The following is a 13,977-nucleotide window of genomic DNA, read 5'->3' as shown; positions in this document are numbered from 1 at the left end:
GCTCGACAGGTGGAGGCAACGATGCAGTTTCGCGCTGAGCTCGAATCATCCGGCAAGAACACGGCAGGGTTCGAAGTTCCGGAATCCATCGTCGAGCAACTCGGGGGCGGGAAACACCCGAAGATTGTCGCGACCGTCAACGGCTTCACCTTCCGCACTTCGATCGCGTCAATGGGTGGCCGGTTCATGTTCGGACTCAGCGCGGACAGGCGCCAGGAAGCCGGTGTCCAGGCCGGCGAAGTGCATGATGTCGAGGTGGAACTCGACACAGCCCCACGCGAGGTGGAGGTACCTGAGGACCTTGCGGGCGCGCTCGAGAAGGACCCTGCAGCCAAGGCGTTCTGGGACACCCTCTCCTACAGCAACAAGAGTTGGCACGCGCTGCAGGTCACCGGCGCCAAGAAAGCTGAGACCCGGGCAGCACGGATCGAGAAGTCCGTCGGGATGCTGCACGAGGGCCGGGCACGGTGATGCTGTTGGCGCAAGCCGCGAGGCGTCGGGCAGACTGGTGCAATGGCTACTGACGCACCCGCAATTACGCTGACCATCGCAGGTTCCGAGGCCACCGGCGGCGCCGGCGCGCAGGTGGACCTGAAGACGTTCCAGGTGCTGGGCACCTACGGCATCGCCGCTCTCACCTGCATTGTCTCGTTCGATCCGAAGGACAGCTGGAACCACCGGTTCGTTCCCGTTGATGCCCAGGTCATCGCAGATCAGCTTGAAGCTATCCAGTCCTGCTATGCGATCGGCACCGTGAAGATCGGCATGCTGGGCACTCCGCAAACCATCGACACTGTTGCCGGTGCGCTGAAGTCCCAGGAGTGGAAGAACGTAGTGCTGGATCCCGTGCTGATCTGCAAGGGCCAGGAGCCTGGCGCGGCACTCGACACTGATCAGGCGCTGAGGGCGAACATCCTGCCCCTGGCAACGTTCGTCACGCCGAACCACTTCGAGGCGGAGTCGCTCGCGGGAATCGAGATCCGTTCGGTGGAGGATCTGAAGGAAGCGGCGCGGCGCATCCATGAGGCAAGCGGCGCCGTCGTACTGGCGAAAGGTGGCGTGAGGCTGGAAGGCAGCGACGCCGTGGATGTCTATTACGACGGCGAGACGCTGGAAGTTCTCAGCGCCCCCAAGGTGGGGAACGTCGCAGTCAGCGGTGCCGGCTGCACGCTTGCGGCCGCGGTCGCTGCGGAGCTGGCCAAGGGTGCAGCGCCGCTGGAAGCCGCCCGTACTGCCAAGGCTTTCGTGACCGAGGGGATCAGGAACAGGGTCTCTTCGAACGCACCGTTCGATGCGGTCTGGCAGGGCGGCGCTGCGGCCGTCTAGCGCCGCGTAGGAAAATCTCGACCGGTTAGCTACCTTAACGAACCAAATCCGTTGACTTGTGACTCGTGACACATGAAGCTGTAAGGGTGAAGCCTGAACGGGCTTCACATCTCTGCTGGCACCCATCGCAACACATGGAATAACACTCACACCGGTCTTGGCCGTGCCAGCAGTGCTGCGGGGGGCTAGGAATGGACTCAAGCGGTATGGGCCTTGACTCTTCCTTCGTAAGGAGCAGCATGAGCAAGTCATACCGCCGGAGATCAGGAAGGGCTGTGCTGGCGTCGCTGACCGGCCTCGCCCTGGCCTCCAGCATGTGGGCACCGGCTTCGGCAGTGCAGGCGCCGGATTCCGACAGCCCCACCGCTGAGGGAATAACGCTTCAGCCCGCAATCGATTCCAAAATCAGCCGGGACCTCGCCGAGAAAACGGGAACGACGGCGGCCTACGTCCAGTTCGCTGGCAAGGGAGCCTTTGAGCAGACGCAGCCGGCTGAAGTACGCAGCAACGGGTTCACCACGCCGATTCAGCGGACCGACCGCGTTCTTGAAATCCGTGCCGGCATCCAGGCACAAGCGGACGAGGTGGCAGCCGAAGCCGGCGCTTCCCAGCTGTACACCACCACCAACACCCTTCCCGGCGTCGCCATCCAGGGCGATGCTGAGGCAATCAAGGCGCTCGCTGCCCGTCCGGACGTCGTGAAGATCACCGGAATAGTCCCCAAAACCATCGAGAACAAGGGCGCGGATATTGACACTCGCGCGCTCGAAGCATGGACGGCCCGGGACAATACCGGCGAGGGAATCACCATTGCCGTGCTGGACACCGGTCTTGACTACACCCATGCGGGCTTCGGCGGACCGGGCACCATAGAGGCCTTCAATCAGGCCAAGGCTGATGCCGAACCTGATCCCGCGCTCTACGATGCCGCCAAGTTCCTCGGCGGTTATGACCTGGTGGGCGATGCCTACGACGCCGGCTCAACCGATCCCGCACGCACAATTCCCCAGCCGGACCTCAATCCCCTTGACTGCCAGAGCCACGGATCACACGTTGCAGGCACCTCTTCGGGTTATGGAGTCAACGCTGACGGCACCACGTTCGAAGGTGACTACAGCACCCTCACGGCGGAGACCGTCAACGAGATGCGAATCGGCCCGGGATCTGCCCCTGAGTCCGGCATTGTTGCCCTCCGCGTTTTCGGTTGCGAGGGTTCAAGCCTCGTGGTGGGAAAGGCCCTGGACTACGTCCTGGACCCCAACGGCGACGGCAACTTCGACGACCGCGCACAGGTAGTCAACATGTCGCTGGGCTCCTCCTTCCCGGCGTACGACGACCCCGAAAACGACATTGTCAATGAACTGACCGAACAGGGCGTCCTGTCGGTCGTATCCTCCGGTAACGACGGCGATGTCTACGACATCGGCGGCTCACCCGGCAGCGCCGAATCCGCACTGACTGTTGCGGCCAGCGTTGGTTCCCAGGTAACCCTGGACCGCGTTGATGTTCTGGCACCCGAGGCCGTGGCGGGACCTGCTTCCGGGCAGTACACCGTCAACTTCGATTACGCCGCTGAAGGAGTTACTCCCGAAACGCTTCGGGGTGAAGTGGTCATGGGACCTGACGGAGCCAACAATGACGGCTGCGACGCCCTGCCTGTGGCCGGAGCCAACGCCGGCAAATGGGTGTGGCTGTTCTGGGATGACAATGACACCACTCGTGACTGCGGCTCAGCCGATCGGTGGAACAACGCTGCGACAGCCGGGTACGCCGGCGTCGTCATCGGCACAACGCTTGACGTGTTCCCTGCCGGTATCGGCGGCAACGACAAGATCCCGGGCCTCCAGCTCACCGCCGCTGACACCGCCAGGCTGATGCCGGCGGCGGAGGCGGGAACGCTTGTCCTCCAGCTCGACCCCTCGTATCAGGCAACGGCTACCGGACCCTCCAACGCGAAGGACACCCTTGCGGCGTTCTCCTCGCGGGGCGTCCATGGCTCCAACGGCGTGGTCAAGCCGGATGTGACTGCTCCCGGTGTTTCCATTGGCTCAGTTCAGGTAGGAACCGGCAACGGGGCCTCGACGAAGAGCGGCACCTCGATGGCCGCACCTCACACGGCAGGCATTGCTGCGCTGGTCCTCTCCGCGAACGAGTACAACCCGTACCAGGCCAAGAGCGTCATCATGAACACGGCGACGCATGATCTCCTGACTGCAGATGGAATTCCCTACGCACCGAACCGCGTGGGATCCGGACGCGTTGACGCGATGCAAGCCCTGGAAACATCCGTTCTGGCCTACGCGACGGAGCAGCCGGCCCTCACCTCGGTAAACTTCGGCGTGCTGGAACTCGGCACTGAAGCTCTGACGGTCACCAAGCAGGTCACCGTCCAGAACACGTCCAATGCTCCGGTCACTTATGACGCCAGCTACCTTGCAGCGTCGACAATGCCTGGCGTTGCCATCTCGGTGTCACCAGCGGTGATTTCTGTTCCGGCCAACAACCCGGCAACGCTGACCGTCACACTGACGATTGCCGATCCTGCGGCTCTCGCCAAAACAATCGATCCGGCGGCAGAAGAGATTCAGGCCGGCATTCCGCGTCAGTACCTCGCCGACGTTTCCGGCCGGATTCAGCTCCTCGGCGCTGATGGGCAGGAACTTCGTGTGCCCGTCTACTCGGCACCGAAGCCCACCTCGGATATTTCGGCCGGAACTGAAATTGCCTTCGACGGCGCCTCTGACCTCCTGAGCGGCATTGCACTCGAAGGCCGCGGGCTCTCGCAGGGAGTTCCTGGAGAATCCGCCTACCAGTCCATCGTTTCACCGCTGGTCCTCGGCGCTGAGAGCCCCAAGGCAGCGGAGCGTCCGCTTGAGTCTCTCTACTCGTTTGACCTCCGCGCAGTAGGCGCTGCCTCAACGGTTCCGGCGCTGGTTGATGCTGCCGGAGACCCGACAACCGGTGTGCTGAACTTCGGTATCAGCACCTGGCAGAACTGGGCGCAGCTCGGCGGCAACAACGGAGTGTCAATCGAGCTCGATACCGACGGCGACAGCACGGTCGATTACGTTGTCCAGACCCTCCGTTACTCGGATCTTGGTCCCGGAGCTCCAACACTGGACATGATCCTGTTCGAGGTTGTCACCATCGATGATGCGGGAGCACCCGTCTTTGATACCGACCTCTACTTCGCCAACGGGGTGGACGGCAGTGTGGACACCAACACGTTCGACACCAACGTTGTGACCCTTCCGGTTCCGGTAACGGAGCTGGGTATGAACGCCGCAACGCTGGGCGCCTCGGCGCCGATCAAGTACCGGGTGTCGACGGCGAGCGCTTTCAACGTTGACGAGAACGGTGTTTCCGGTGGCCCGGTCGACACCACCGACTGGATCGACTTCAACGTCACCGAACCGGCACTGTGGTTCGAGGGCGGCGAGCCGGCAGCGGCGTCCTTCGCTTCGGCGGCTGGAGTCACACTGAACGTCAACCGCCAGGAGTCCGTCACGGACGCCAAGGCGCTGTTCATTCATCACCACAATGCAACGGGTGACAAGCAGGAGATCGTCCCGATTTCGGTCGCGGGTGCAACCGTCAACGAAGACCTGGATGGTGACGGCAATCCGGATGTGGTTGTCCGCAACTCCGCCGGCCAACTGCTGCTCTACCCGGGCAACGGCACCGGTGGGTTCCTGAAGAGCCGGGTCATCGGTACGGGCTGGAACTCCATGAACGCCATCCTGATTCCGGGTGACTGGGACGGCGACGGCAACTCCGACGTCATCTCTCGGGACAGTTCCGGACGCCTGTGGCTGTACAAGGGCACCGGTACCGGCACGGTCACGGGAAAGACGCAGATCGGGCAAGGCTGGAGCGGCTTGACCATGGTCACCCCGGGTGACTGGGATGGCGACGGCAACGTTGACCTGATTGCCCGTCTTGGTGACGGCAAGCTGCGACTCTACCCGGGGAATGGTGCAGGCGGCTTCCTGACGCCGACCCAGATCGGATCGGGCTGGAACGGCTTCACCATCGTTGGTCCGGGCGACTTCAACGGCGACACCGCCGCTGATCTCCTGGCCCGCGACTCCGCCGGCAAGCTGTTCCTCTACCCGGGCACCGGAACCGGTGGCTTCGGCACCCGGACGCAGCCGGGCCAGGGCTGGAACAACTTCACCCTCGTTGCCCCCGGCGATTTCGACGGGGACAGCAACGCGGATCTTCTGGCGCGTGACTCCGCCGGCAAGCTGTTCCTCTACTCGGGAAATGGCACCGGTGGCTTCGCGGGCAAGGTCCAGAACGGAACCGGTTGGGGCGGTTTCACCTGGATGGTGCCGTAACCTCACCGTTGAGTAGGTAGGTACTGATCGAAGAAACCCCCGGTCCAAAAAATGGGCCGGGGGTTTCTTTTTGCCGGACTCGAAAGGTCAGGCGGACTCCGCACGCTCAGCGAGCCGGGCGCGGTACGCCGCCGCCGCAGCCCGGTTCCCGCAACCCGATTCGCAGAACCGCCGCGACCGGTTCTTCGACAGATCCACCAGCACGTTCCCGCAGTCCGGCGATGCACACAGCCGCAATCGGCTCAGCTCCCGGCTACGCACCAGGTCAACGAAAGCCATTGCCGCCTCGACGGCCATGCGCGCGGACAGCGGCGCCTCCCGCGGGACTGCGTGGATGTGGTAATCCCAGGAATCATGCCGCACCAGCTGCGGCAGGGCGTTGAACTCGCGCAGCAGGGAGTTCACCGTCTCCACCACGTAGTCCTCATCGCCGTCCCATAAGGCGCGCAAACGCGGGCGAAGGCGACGGACGGCGCCCAGTTCTGCGTCATCGAGCGCCAGGTTGCCGGTCCAGTTCCAGTTCCGGGCAAACCGGTGCAGGGAGCCGACGTCGGGAAGCTGCTCCCCATCCTCGGTATTCACGAGCGCGGCCGCGCTGCGCAAACCCTCTTCAGTGTCATTGGCAAAAAGCATGAGGCTCCTGTCAGTCTCGCTCCAGACTAGCCCGAGTGCGCCTGCAGGAAGGAGTACACCTCGGTCTCGTCAACACCGGGAAATGCGCCGGGCGGCATGGCCGCCAGCAGGTGGGAGTGCGCACGCGCGCTGGGCCAGGCGAAGCCTGACCACTCACCCGCCAATGACGACGGCGGCAGCTTGCAGCATGATTCCTCCGGACAGCGGGACTCACCACGGATGGAAGTTTCACGTCCGCGGAACCACTTCACATGCGCATAGGGCACGCCGACGCTGAGGGAGAACTCGCCGGCAGCGGCCCGCTCGGTGCGGGCAGTGCACCAGTAGGTGCCGCTCGGTGTGTCGGTGTACTGGCTGTAGGCGGAAAAGCGGTCCGGAACATCGAACACCACGCGGGACGTCCACTTCCTGCACGAGGGCTGGCCCTCGATGGCGCCGGTGTGATCCTGCGGAAAGGTCACGCCGTCGTTCTCGTAGGCCTTGTAAATGATCCCGCTCTGGTGGGTCTTTTGGAAGTGGGTGGGGATGCCCAGGTGCTGGGTTGCGAGGTTGGTGAACCGGTGGGCCGCGGTCTCATAGGAGACGGCGAACGCGTCCCGAACGTCCTCGACCGCGATCTCCTTGGCGGACTTCGCCGTCTGGAGGAAATCGACCGTTGCCTTCTCGGGCAGCAGGAGCGCCGCCGCGAAGTAGTTCGTGGCCACCCGCTGCCTCAGAAACTCCCGATAGTTTTCCGGTGTCTCATGCTGCAGAACGTAGTGGCCGAGAGCCTGCAGCAGGACCGACCGCGGGTCATGGTCCGTCCGTTGCGACTGCGTGAGATAGATACGCCGGTTCTTCAGATCCGTCACCGATCGGGTGGAATGCGGCAGGTCCCCCACATGGTGCAACGTGAACCCGAGATGCGCAGCGATATCGGCGATGAGGTGCTGCGAGAGCGGCCCGCTGGTGTGGCCGACGGAGGCAAGGACCTTCTGTGCCTCGGCCTCGATATCCGGGAAATAGTTGTTCTGCCTGCGCATGATGCCGCGGAGCTCGGCGTTGGCGCGGCGGGCCTCCTCCGGCGTTGCCACCTGCTCATTCAACCGGCGCTCGAGCTCCGCCTGCAGACCCACCAACGCTTCAAGGGCCTCCATCGGCAGCCGCGCCGACGTGCGGACTTTCGGCAGCCCGAGCGACTCGTACAGCGGACCCCGCTGAGCCCGCTCGAGGGCGATCTCCAACGCAGCCCGCCGGCTGGGCGGTTCCGCACCCAGCAGTTGGTCGATGCTCACCCCGAGCGCTTTCGCGAGCGACTGCAGCATGCCCAACCGGGGCTCACGCTTGCCGTTCTCCATCAATGAGAGCTGGGACGGCGCTGTCCCGACGACGGCGCCCAGCTCCTCCAGCGTCATGCGCCGGCTCTTGCGGAGGTGCCGCAGGCGGCGGCCGAGGCTGATCGCGTCCTCACCCTCGGGAACGGATTCAAGTTCGGGCTGCCGGGTGCGATTCCAGCTCGAAGTAGTCATTTCTTGACGATACGCGAAGAAATGCGTTTCTTTCCATAGGTTTGCTCTGGTTCGGGGGTGCAGGATGCTGAATCGTTGCTCTCACCAGCAGTTACCGCAGAGGCACCAACGCCTCCCGGAAGGAGAAACGCAATGACGCAGGAAGCCGGAACCCCAGGCAGCAATACCCGCACCGAAGCGGTCCACGAACTCGAGCTGGAGTGGGCAGCTGATCCGCGTTGGGAAGGGATCCAGCGTGATTACTCGGCCGCCGACGTCGTACGCCTTCGTGGAAGCGTCCAGGAGGAACACACACTCGCCCGCCGCGGCGCCGAGAAGTTGTGGCAGCAGCTCACCTCCCAGGCAGAAACGGGCGAATACACCCACGCCCTCGGTGCGCTGACCGGCAACCAGGCAGTGCAGCAGGTGAAGGCCGGGCTGAAGGCCATCTACCTGTCCGGTTGGCAGGTTGCAGCCGACGCCAATCTCTCCGGCCAGACATACCCGGACCAGTCGCTGTACCCGGCCAACTCGGTCCCACAGGTGGTGCGCCGCATCAACAACGCGCTGCAGCGTGCGGACCAGATCGAGTGGGCCGAAGGGACGCAGTCAGTCGAAGACTGGCTCGTGCCGATCGTCGCAGACGCAGAGGCCGGGTTCGGCGGGCCGCTCAACGCGTTCGAGCTGATGAAGTCGATGATCGTAGCCGGCGCTTCAGGCGTGCACTGGGAAGACCAGCTGGCGTCCGAGAAGAAGTGCGGGCACCTCGGCGGCAAGGTCCTCATCCCCACGCAACAGCACGTCCGCACGCTGAACGCGGCGAGACTGGCAGCCGACGTCGCCGGCGTTCCATCGGTCATCGTGGCCCGGACCGACGCCGAAGCGGCGACACTTCTCACGTCCGACGTCGACGAGCGGGACCGCCCGTTCCTCACCGGAGGACGCACACCGGAAGGGTTTTACGAGGTCCGCAACGGAATCGATCCCTGCATTGCGCGGGCACGCGCCTACGCTCCGTACGCGGACCTGATCTGGATGGAAACCGGCACCCCGGACCTTGAGCTCGCCAGGCGCTTCGCTGAGTCCGTCAAGACCGAGTTTCCCGATCAGATGCTCGCCTACAACTGCTCGCCGTCGTTCAACTGGCGCAAGCACCTCGACGACACGACCATCGCCAAGTTCCAGCGCGAGCTCGGCGCCATGGGTTTCACCTTCCAGTTCATCACCCTCGCCGGGTTCCATGCGCTGAACTACTCGATGTTCGACCTCGCCCACGGCTACGCGGCCGACGGCATGAGCGCCTACGTGGAACTTCAGGAAAAGGAATTCGCCTCTGAAGCACGCGGCTACACCGCCACACGCCACCAGCGCGAGGTCGGCACCGGTTACTTCGACCAGGTGGCAAGCGCCCTCAACCCCAAGGGCAGCACCCTGGCCCTCGCCGGCTCCACCGAGACCCAGCAGTTCCACTAAACCCCTCCCCGTTTTGAAGGAGCACCTTCCATGAACACACACGGCATCAGGCTGACCGCACCGCCCATCCCCCGCCAGGACGAAATCCTCACCCCCGAAGCGCTCAATTTCCTCAGCGAACTCCACGCCTTCGCCGAGCCACGACGCCAGGAGCTGCTCCAGCGGCGCAGGGAAACCCGGAACCGGATCGCGCGCGGCGAGGACCCGCGATTCCTGGCCCACACCGCACACATCAGGAACGACGGCGGCTGGCAGGTTGCGCCCCCGGCTCCCGGCTTGGAGGACCGCCGGGTCGAAATCACCGGCCCGGTGGACCGCAAGATGACGGTCAACGCCCTGAACTCCGGCGCCAACGTATGGTTGGCGGACCTGGAAGATTCGCTGACCCCCACCTGGCCCAACGTCATCAACGGACAGCTCAACCTGCATGACGCGTTGCGACGCCGCATCGACTTCACCACCGAGGAGGGCAGGGAGTACCGGCTCGGCGAAAAGCTGCCCACCGTCGTCGTGCGTCCGCGGGGCTGGCATCTGCCGGAGCAGCATCTGCTGGTCGACGGCGAACCGCTCTCGGGCAGCATCGTGGACTTCGGGCTCTACTTCTTCCACAACGCCCACCGGCTGATCGATTCCGGCCGAGGACCCTACTTCTACCTGCCGAAGCTGGAGAACCACCTCGAAGCGCGGCTGTGGAACGACATCTTTCTCCGCTCCCAGCAGCTGCTCGGCATCCCCCGCGGCACCATCCGCGCCACCGTGCTCATCGAGACCATCACCGCCGCCTTCGAGATGGAGGAGATCCTCTACGAACTCCGCGAGCACTCGTCCGGCCTGAATGCCGGGCGGTGGGACTACATCTTCTCGCTCATCAAGAACTTCCGGCTCCGTGGCCCCCGCTTTGTCCTGCCTGACCGGACCATGGTCACCATGACCGCCCCGTTCATGCGGGCCTACACCGAGCAGTTGGTGCGCGCCTGCCATCGGCGCGGCGCCCACGCCATCGGCGGACCCGCCGCCTTCGTTCCCAGCCGCCGCGATGACGCCATCAACGCCATCGCCAGGGAACAGGCCCGCACCGAAAAGTCCCGCGAGGCCGGCGACGGCTTTGACGGCGCCTGGGTGGCTCACCCGGACCTGGTCCCGGTGGCGCGGGCCGTGTTCGACGTGGTGCTCGGCGACCGCCCACACCAGTTGGACCGCCAGCGCACGGACGTGGTGCCCGATGACCGCGCCCTCATCGACCTGACCGGAACGCAGGGCCTCATCACGGAAACCGGGATCCGGACCAACCTGACGGTGGGCGTCCGCTACCTTGAAACGTGGCTCCGCGGCCATGGCGCGGTGACCCTGAAGAACCTGATGGAGGACGCCGCCACCGCGGAGATCTCCCGTTCGCAGATCTGGCAGTGGATCCACGTCCATGCCGTGACTGACACCGGCGAGTTCATCACGCGTGAGTGGGTGGAACAGATGTTGGAGGATGAATTTGACCGGCTGCCGCGCTTCGATGATGACCGGTACGACGACGCCCGTCGGCTCTTCGAGGAAGTGGCCCTCCGCGAGGACTTCCCCGAATTCCTGACTCTCCCCGCCTACACCCGGCACCTCCGCGCCGGGCAGCGGCCGGCGCTGGCCCTGCAGCGCTAACCCCGGCCGTTGATCTGGCAGGACACCCCTCTTGCGGAGCGCTAAGGGGCGTGTCCTGCCAAATCAACGCGAGGTGGTGCGGCGGGAATAGCGCGCCGCCGTCGTCCCGTTGGGAAAGGTATGCACATTGAAATCTGGTCTGACGTCAAATGCCCGTGGTGCTTCGTCGGTAAGCGCCGCTTCGAGAAAGCCCTTGCTGAATTCCCGCACCGGGACAGCGTGGAAGTGACGTGGAAGAGCTTCCAGCTGGACCCCACCCTCCCCGAGCACTATGACGGAACCGAGCAGCAGTACCTTTCCGAACGCAAGGGAATTGCCCCTGAGCAGGTCCGCCAAATGTGGAACCAGCTCACCACGTCAGCGGCCGATGTCGGCGTGAACTTCGACTTCGACTCCGTGGTTGTTGGCAACAGCTTCCCCGCCCACCGGTTCCTGCACCTCGCGAAGTCGCTTGGTCACGGCAACGAAGCGAAGGAAGCCATCCTTTCGGCGCACTTCGAGCAGGGTCTGAACACCTCCGATACCGACGTGCTCGTGAAACTGGGCAATGACCTCGGCATCGATGAGCAGTCTGTCCGCGACACCATGGCCGGCGACCGCTTCGCCGACGACGTACGGCGGGACATCAGCGAGGCCCAGACCCTCGGGGTGAGCGGCGTGCCGTTCTTCGTGATTGACCGGAAGTACGGCATCTCCGGCGCACAGCCCGTCGAGCTCTTCCGGCAGGCTCTGGACCAGGCGTGGCAGGAAGCCCATCCCCTGATCCCGGTATCCACCTCGCCCGATGGCGAGGTCTGCGGACCAGACGGCTGCTAGCTGACCGGCGCGCGCCGTCGTCGTCTGCGGTTCCGTTCCTACGGAGCAGCTGACGACGGCGCGGGCGTGGGGCTCGCTGTGGACGGCAGTTCACAGACCAGCCCGCCCGGTTCGGCGTTGACTTTCTCAGCGGGCACCAGCGCCTCGAACTCGGACCCAAGCACAACGTCCACGGTGGCGTCCGGCCGCTCATCCTCGACGTAGATTGTTCCGGGAATGGTTCGCTGCAGCGTAAATGCCTGTGCATACCCGGACGGCCCGGAGACGATGATCGCGGTCATGTTGGTCTGACCAACGGACCGGTTGCCGACGGAGTTCACCGTGAAGCCGCGTTCCTCCAGAGCCGCCGAACCATTCCCTGCCAGCCCGGCGATGCTGGTGCTGTTGAGCACGTTCACGGTCACTGTGGCAGGATCAACGAGCTCGAACGGACCGGCAGGGCAGGCGCTGACGGGGCTCGCCGATGGCTGGCTGGCGGTGAGCTGGATGTCCCCCCGGGCCAGGGCCAGCGCGAAGAGCACGGCGGCGGTCACCAGAGCGAGGAGCAGTACCAGCACCACACCGTGGCGCAGCCTGCGCATGTAGACGTGCGGGCGTTCGACATTTCCGTCATCGGCGAAGACCGTCTCGAGATCGTTCTCGGTCACAATGCGGTGACCGTGCCATTCGATCGGGTTCTTCTTCGATCGGATCGGCTTGCGTTTCGGTGTCCTAGCCATCGATAACCAGAACGCGCGCGTGCAGGATGGTCCGCTGGTGAAGTGCCGTACGGACTGCCCGATGCAGCCCGTCCTCCAGGTACAACGTGTTGTTCCACTGCACCACATGCGGGAAGAGGTCCCCGAAGAAGGTTGAGTCTTCGGCCAGCAGCGCCTCGAGGTCTAGCGTGGTCTTGGTGGTGACGAGTTCGTCCAGCCGAACCTGGCGTGGGGCTACGTTGGCCCAGTCTTTGGGGGTCACGTGTCCGTGGTCGGGGTACGGGCGTCCATCGCTCACTGCTTTGAAGATCACCAACACAGCCTAGGCAAGATATTGCCCCAAGGGAATGTGGCGCTCTGGCAGCGTGCCCGTCGTCGCCAAAGAGTTACCGGAAAAGTCCTCCTTCACGGGGTGGCATTGAGTGTCAGGTCGCGTCGATCGGGATGGTGCGTGTACCGAGGACCGCCCCGGTGACCCAGTCCTCCCACTGCACCCGAAGGTAGTACCGACCGGCCGTCGGCGGATGCAGCAGCATGTCGAAGCGCTCGGCGGCGCCGTAGGCGAGCCTGCTGGCGGTCAACGGATAACCGGCATCACGGCAACTCGGTGCGGGGACATTCGGAACGGAAGTGTCCCGGAACGGCCGGCCATCGTGGGAGATCAATTCGGCGATACGCGCTTCGGTTCCATCCGCGTCGGTAAAGATCAGCGTTGTGGGCAGGTAGTTGGCGTTGAGCGTCCGCAGGAGCGTCGGCTTCTTCGGACCGCCCTTCACATTGGCGCGCAGGCTGGAAAGACTCCACACCACTTCCTTGCCGGCAGGACGGCGGGCAAGTTCCCCGCCCAGGACGTAGAAATGCTCGGGCTCAAACCGGTTGAGGCCGGCGTCTTCTCCAGACAGACCGTCAGCATGGTTCATCTCATGCCACCGCGGATCCAGCGAGTAGGGCGCGAGCAACGCCTCGGTATCGATGTCATACTCCGGTCCGTCCACAAAGGCACGGCGAGCGCCGGGGCTCACCGGATAGGCAGGGTGCACCACCGGATCGATGACCAGTGGACCGAACATCCCCATCTGGACGTGCAGCGGCGTATTGACGTGACAGTGGTAGAAGTACGTTCCCGCTGCCCCGTAGTTCGGGTCGCCGGGCCGTCCCGGTTCGGGCTGCATCTGGTAGGTGTATTGCCCGTCCACCTCGAATGACGTGTGCCCCACGCCGTCGTTCCGGGGGTCAGGTTCCATGCCATGCCAGTGAATGGTGTGCGGTCCCTTGCTCGGGTGCACCGTTGCGTGAAACACCTTCCCCTCCTGGACCCGCAGGGTGGGGCCGGGAAAGCCCCGCTCGTGCGTGTCGTCCTCGAAGCTCCACATCTCGAATTCCGCGCCATCGTCCATAACGAGGTCGCGGCTGTGGAAGTCGAAGTCGACGGCAACCGCGGGGGTCTGCAGGAATTCCGTCACGGGGTTTTCCACCTCCAGCTGGTCCGAGCTGAAATCCACCTGGCTCTGGAAGCGGTGATGCAGCACCGGTTCCACCCCTCCGACCGGATCCGGC

At 64.3% G+C, this 13,977-nt stretch carries 11 protein-coding genes; 6 read left to right on the top strand and 5 right to left on the bottom strand.

Translation table 11 applies throughout. From position 1 onward, the window contains the following. Nucleotides 1-21 precede the first annotated feature (21 nt). From ABFX19_RS07375 to ABFX19_RS07365, 3 genes are all read left to right on the top strand, one after another. Entirely contained in the window at nucleotides 22-471 is a 450-nt protein-coding gene (locus ABFX19_RS07375; protein ID WP_056546138.1) for a YdeI/OmpD-associated family protein, read from the top strand. 42 nt (nucleotides 472-513) lie between these two features. Next, nucleotides 514-1,326, top strand: coding sequence for a bifunctional hydroxymethylpyrimidine kinase/phosphomethylpyrimidine kinase (gene thiD, locus ABFX19_RS07370; protein WP_346027925.1), 813 nt, complete (start codon nucleotides 514-516; stop codon nucleotides 1,324-1,326). A 239-nt stretch (nucleotides 1,327-1,565) separates the two neighbouring features. Further along, on the top strand, nucleotides 1,566-5,666 hold the full coding sequence (locus ABFX19_RS07365) for a S8 family serine peptidase (RefSeq protein WP_346027924.1): 4,101 nt from the start codon (nucleotides 1,566-1,568) through the stop codon (nucleotides 5,664-5,666). A gap of 87 nt (nucleotides 5,667-5,753) precedes the next feature. Here ABFX19_RS07365 and ABFX19_RS07360 read toward each other — a convergent pair whose 3' ends face one another. Then, nucleotides 5,754-6,299, bottom strand: a complete 546-nt coding sequence (locus ABFX19_RS07360) for a CGNR zinc finger domain-containing protein (RefSeq protein WP_346027923.1) — start codon at nucleotides 6,297-6,299, stop codon at nucleotides 5,754-5,756. 26 nt (nucleotides 6,300-6,325) lie between these two features. After that, entirely contained in the window at nucleotides 6,326-7,807 is a 1,482-nt protein-coding gene (locus ABFX19_RS07355; RefSeq protein ID WP_277359423.1) for a helix-turn-helix domain-containing protein, read from the bottom strand. A 132-nt stretch (nucleotides 7,808-7,939) separates the two neighbouring features. Between ABFX19_RS07355 and aceA the strand changes: the two genes are divergently transcribed. The 3 genes from aceA to ABFX19_RS07340 all read left to right on the top strand — a co-directional run bounded on the left by aceA (nucleotide 7,940) and on the right by ABFX19_RS07340 (nucleotide 11,722). Then, nucleotides 7,940-9,259: an isocitrate lyase gene (gene aceA, locus ABFX19_RS07350; RefSeq protein WP_346027922.1), complete on the top strand. Its 1,320-nt coding sequence runs from the start codon at nucleotides 7,940-7,942 to the stop codon at nucleotides 9,257-9,259. Nucleotides 9,260-9,289: 30 nt separating this feature from the next. After that, nucleotides 9,290-10,906 carry a malate synthase A gene (gene aceB, locus ABFX19_RS07345; RefSeq protein ID WP_346027921.1) on the top strand — a complete coding sequence of 539 codons (1,617 nt, stop codon included), beginning with the start codon at nucleotides 9,290-9,292 and terminating at the stop codon, nucleotides 10,904-10,906. 120 nt (nucleotides 10,907-11,026) lie between these two features. After that, nucleotides 11,027-11,722, top strand: a complete 696-nt coding sequence (locus ABFX19_RS07340; protein WP_346027920.1) for a DsbA family oxidoreductase — start codon at nucleotides 11,027-11,029, stop codon at nucleotides 11,720-11,722. A gap of 38 nt (nucleotides 11,723-11,760) precedes the next feature. Here ABFX19_RS07340 and ABFX19_RS07335 read toward each other — a convergent pair whose 3' ends face one another. The 3 genes from ABFX19_RS07335 to ABFX19_RS07325 form a co-directional block, all read right to left on the bottom strand. After that, entirely contained in the window at nucleotides 11,761-12,441 is a 681-nt protein-coding gene (locus ABFX19_RS07335) for a LytR C-terminal domain-containing protein (RefSeq protein WP_346027919.1), read from the bottom strand. Continuing rightward, nucleotides 12,434-12,733 (bottom strand): type II toxin-antitoxin system VapB family antitoxin, encoded by a 300-nt coding sequence (locus ABFX19_RS07330; protein ID WP_056546123.1) that lies wholly within the window; start codon nucleotides 12,731-12,733, stop codon nucleotides 12,434-12,436. The genes ABFX19_RS07335 and ABFX19_RS07330 overlap by 8 nt, the downstream gene beginning before the upstream one ends. 112 nt (nucleotides 12,734-12,845) lie before the next feature. After that, nucleotides 12,846-13,949 (bottom strand): multicopper oxidase domain-containing protein, encoded by a 1,104-nt coding sequence (locus ABFX19_RS07325; protein WP_346027918.1) that lies wholly within the window; start codon nucleotides 13,947-13,949, stop codon nucleotides 12,846-12,848. Nucleotides 13,950-13,977: the final 28 nt, after the last annotated feature.

Source organism: Arthrobacter parietis (genome assembly GCF_039530425.1).
Taxonomy (GTDB): Bacteria; Actinomycetota; Actinomycetes; order Actinomycetales; family Micrococcaceae; genus Arthrobacter_D; species Arthrobacter_D parietis.
Note: the sequence above shows the minus strand (reverse complement) of the source record. Positions and strands in the feature narration are given on the sequence as shown.

What these genes read in the sequence shown, in the direction of transcription:
- ABFX19_RS07340 (WP_346027920.1), top strand. Translation starts at nt 11,027, where the DNA reads ATGCACATTGAAATCTGGTCTGACGTCAAATGCCCGTGGTGCTTCGTC.
- ABFX19_RS07335 (WP_346027919.1), bottom strand. Translation starts at nt 12,441, where the DNA reads ATGGCTAGGACACCGAAACGCAAGCCGATCCGATCGAAGAAGAACCCG.
- ABFX19_RS07365 (WP_346027924.1), top strand. Translation starts at nt 1,566, where the DNA reads ATGAGCAAGTCATACCGCCGGAGATCAGGAAGGGCTGTGCTGGCGTCG.
- aceB (WP_346027921.1), top strand. Translation starts at nt 9,290, where the DNA reads ATGAACACACACGGCATCAGGCTGACCGCACCGCCCATCCCCCGCCAG.
- aceA (WP_346027922.1), top strand. Translation starts at nt 7,940, where the DNA reads ATGACGCAGGAAGCCGGAACCCCAGGCAGCAATACCCGCACCGAAGCG.
- ABFX19_RS07355 (WP_277359423.1), bottom strand. Translation starts at nt 7,807, where the DNA reads ATGACTACTTCGAGCTGGAATCGCACCCGGCAGCCCGAACTTGAATCC.
- thiD (WP_346027925.1), top strand. Translation starts at nt 514, where the DNA reads ATGGCTACTGACGCACCCGCAATTACGCTGACCATCGCAGGTTCCGAG.
- ABFX19_RS07375 (WP_056546138.1), top strand. Translation starts at nt 22, where the DNA reads ATGCAGTTTCGCGCTGAGCTCGAATCATCCGGCAAGAACACGGCAGGG.
- ABFX19_RS07360 (WP_346027923.1), bottom strand. Translation starts at nt 6,299, where the DNA reads ATGCTTTTTGCCAATGACACTGAAGAGGGTTTGCGCAGCGCGGCCGCG.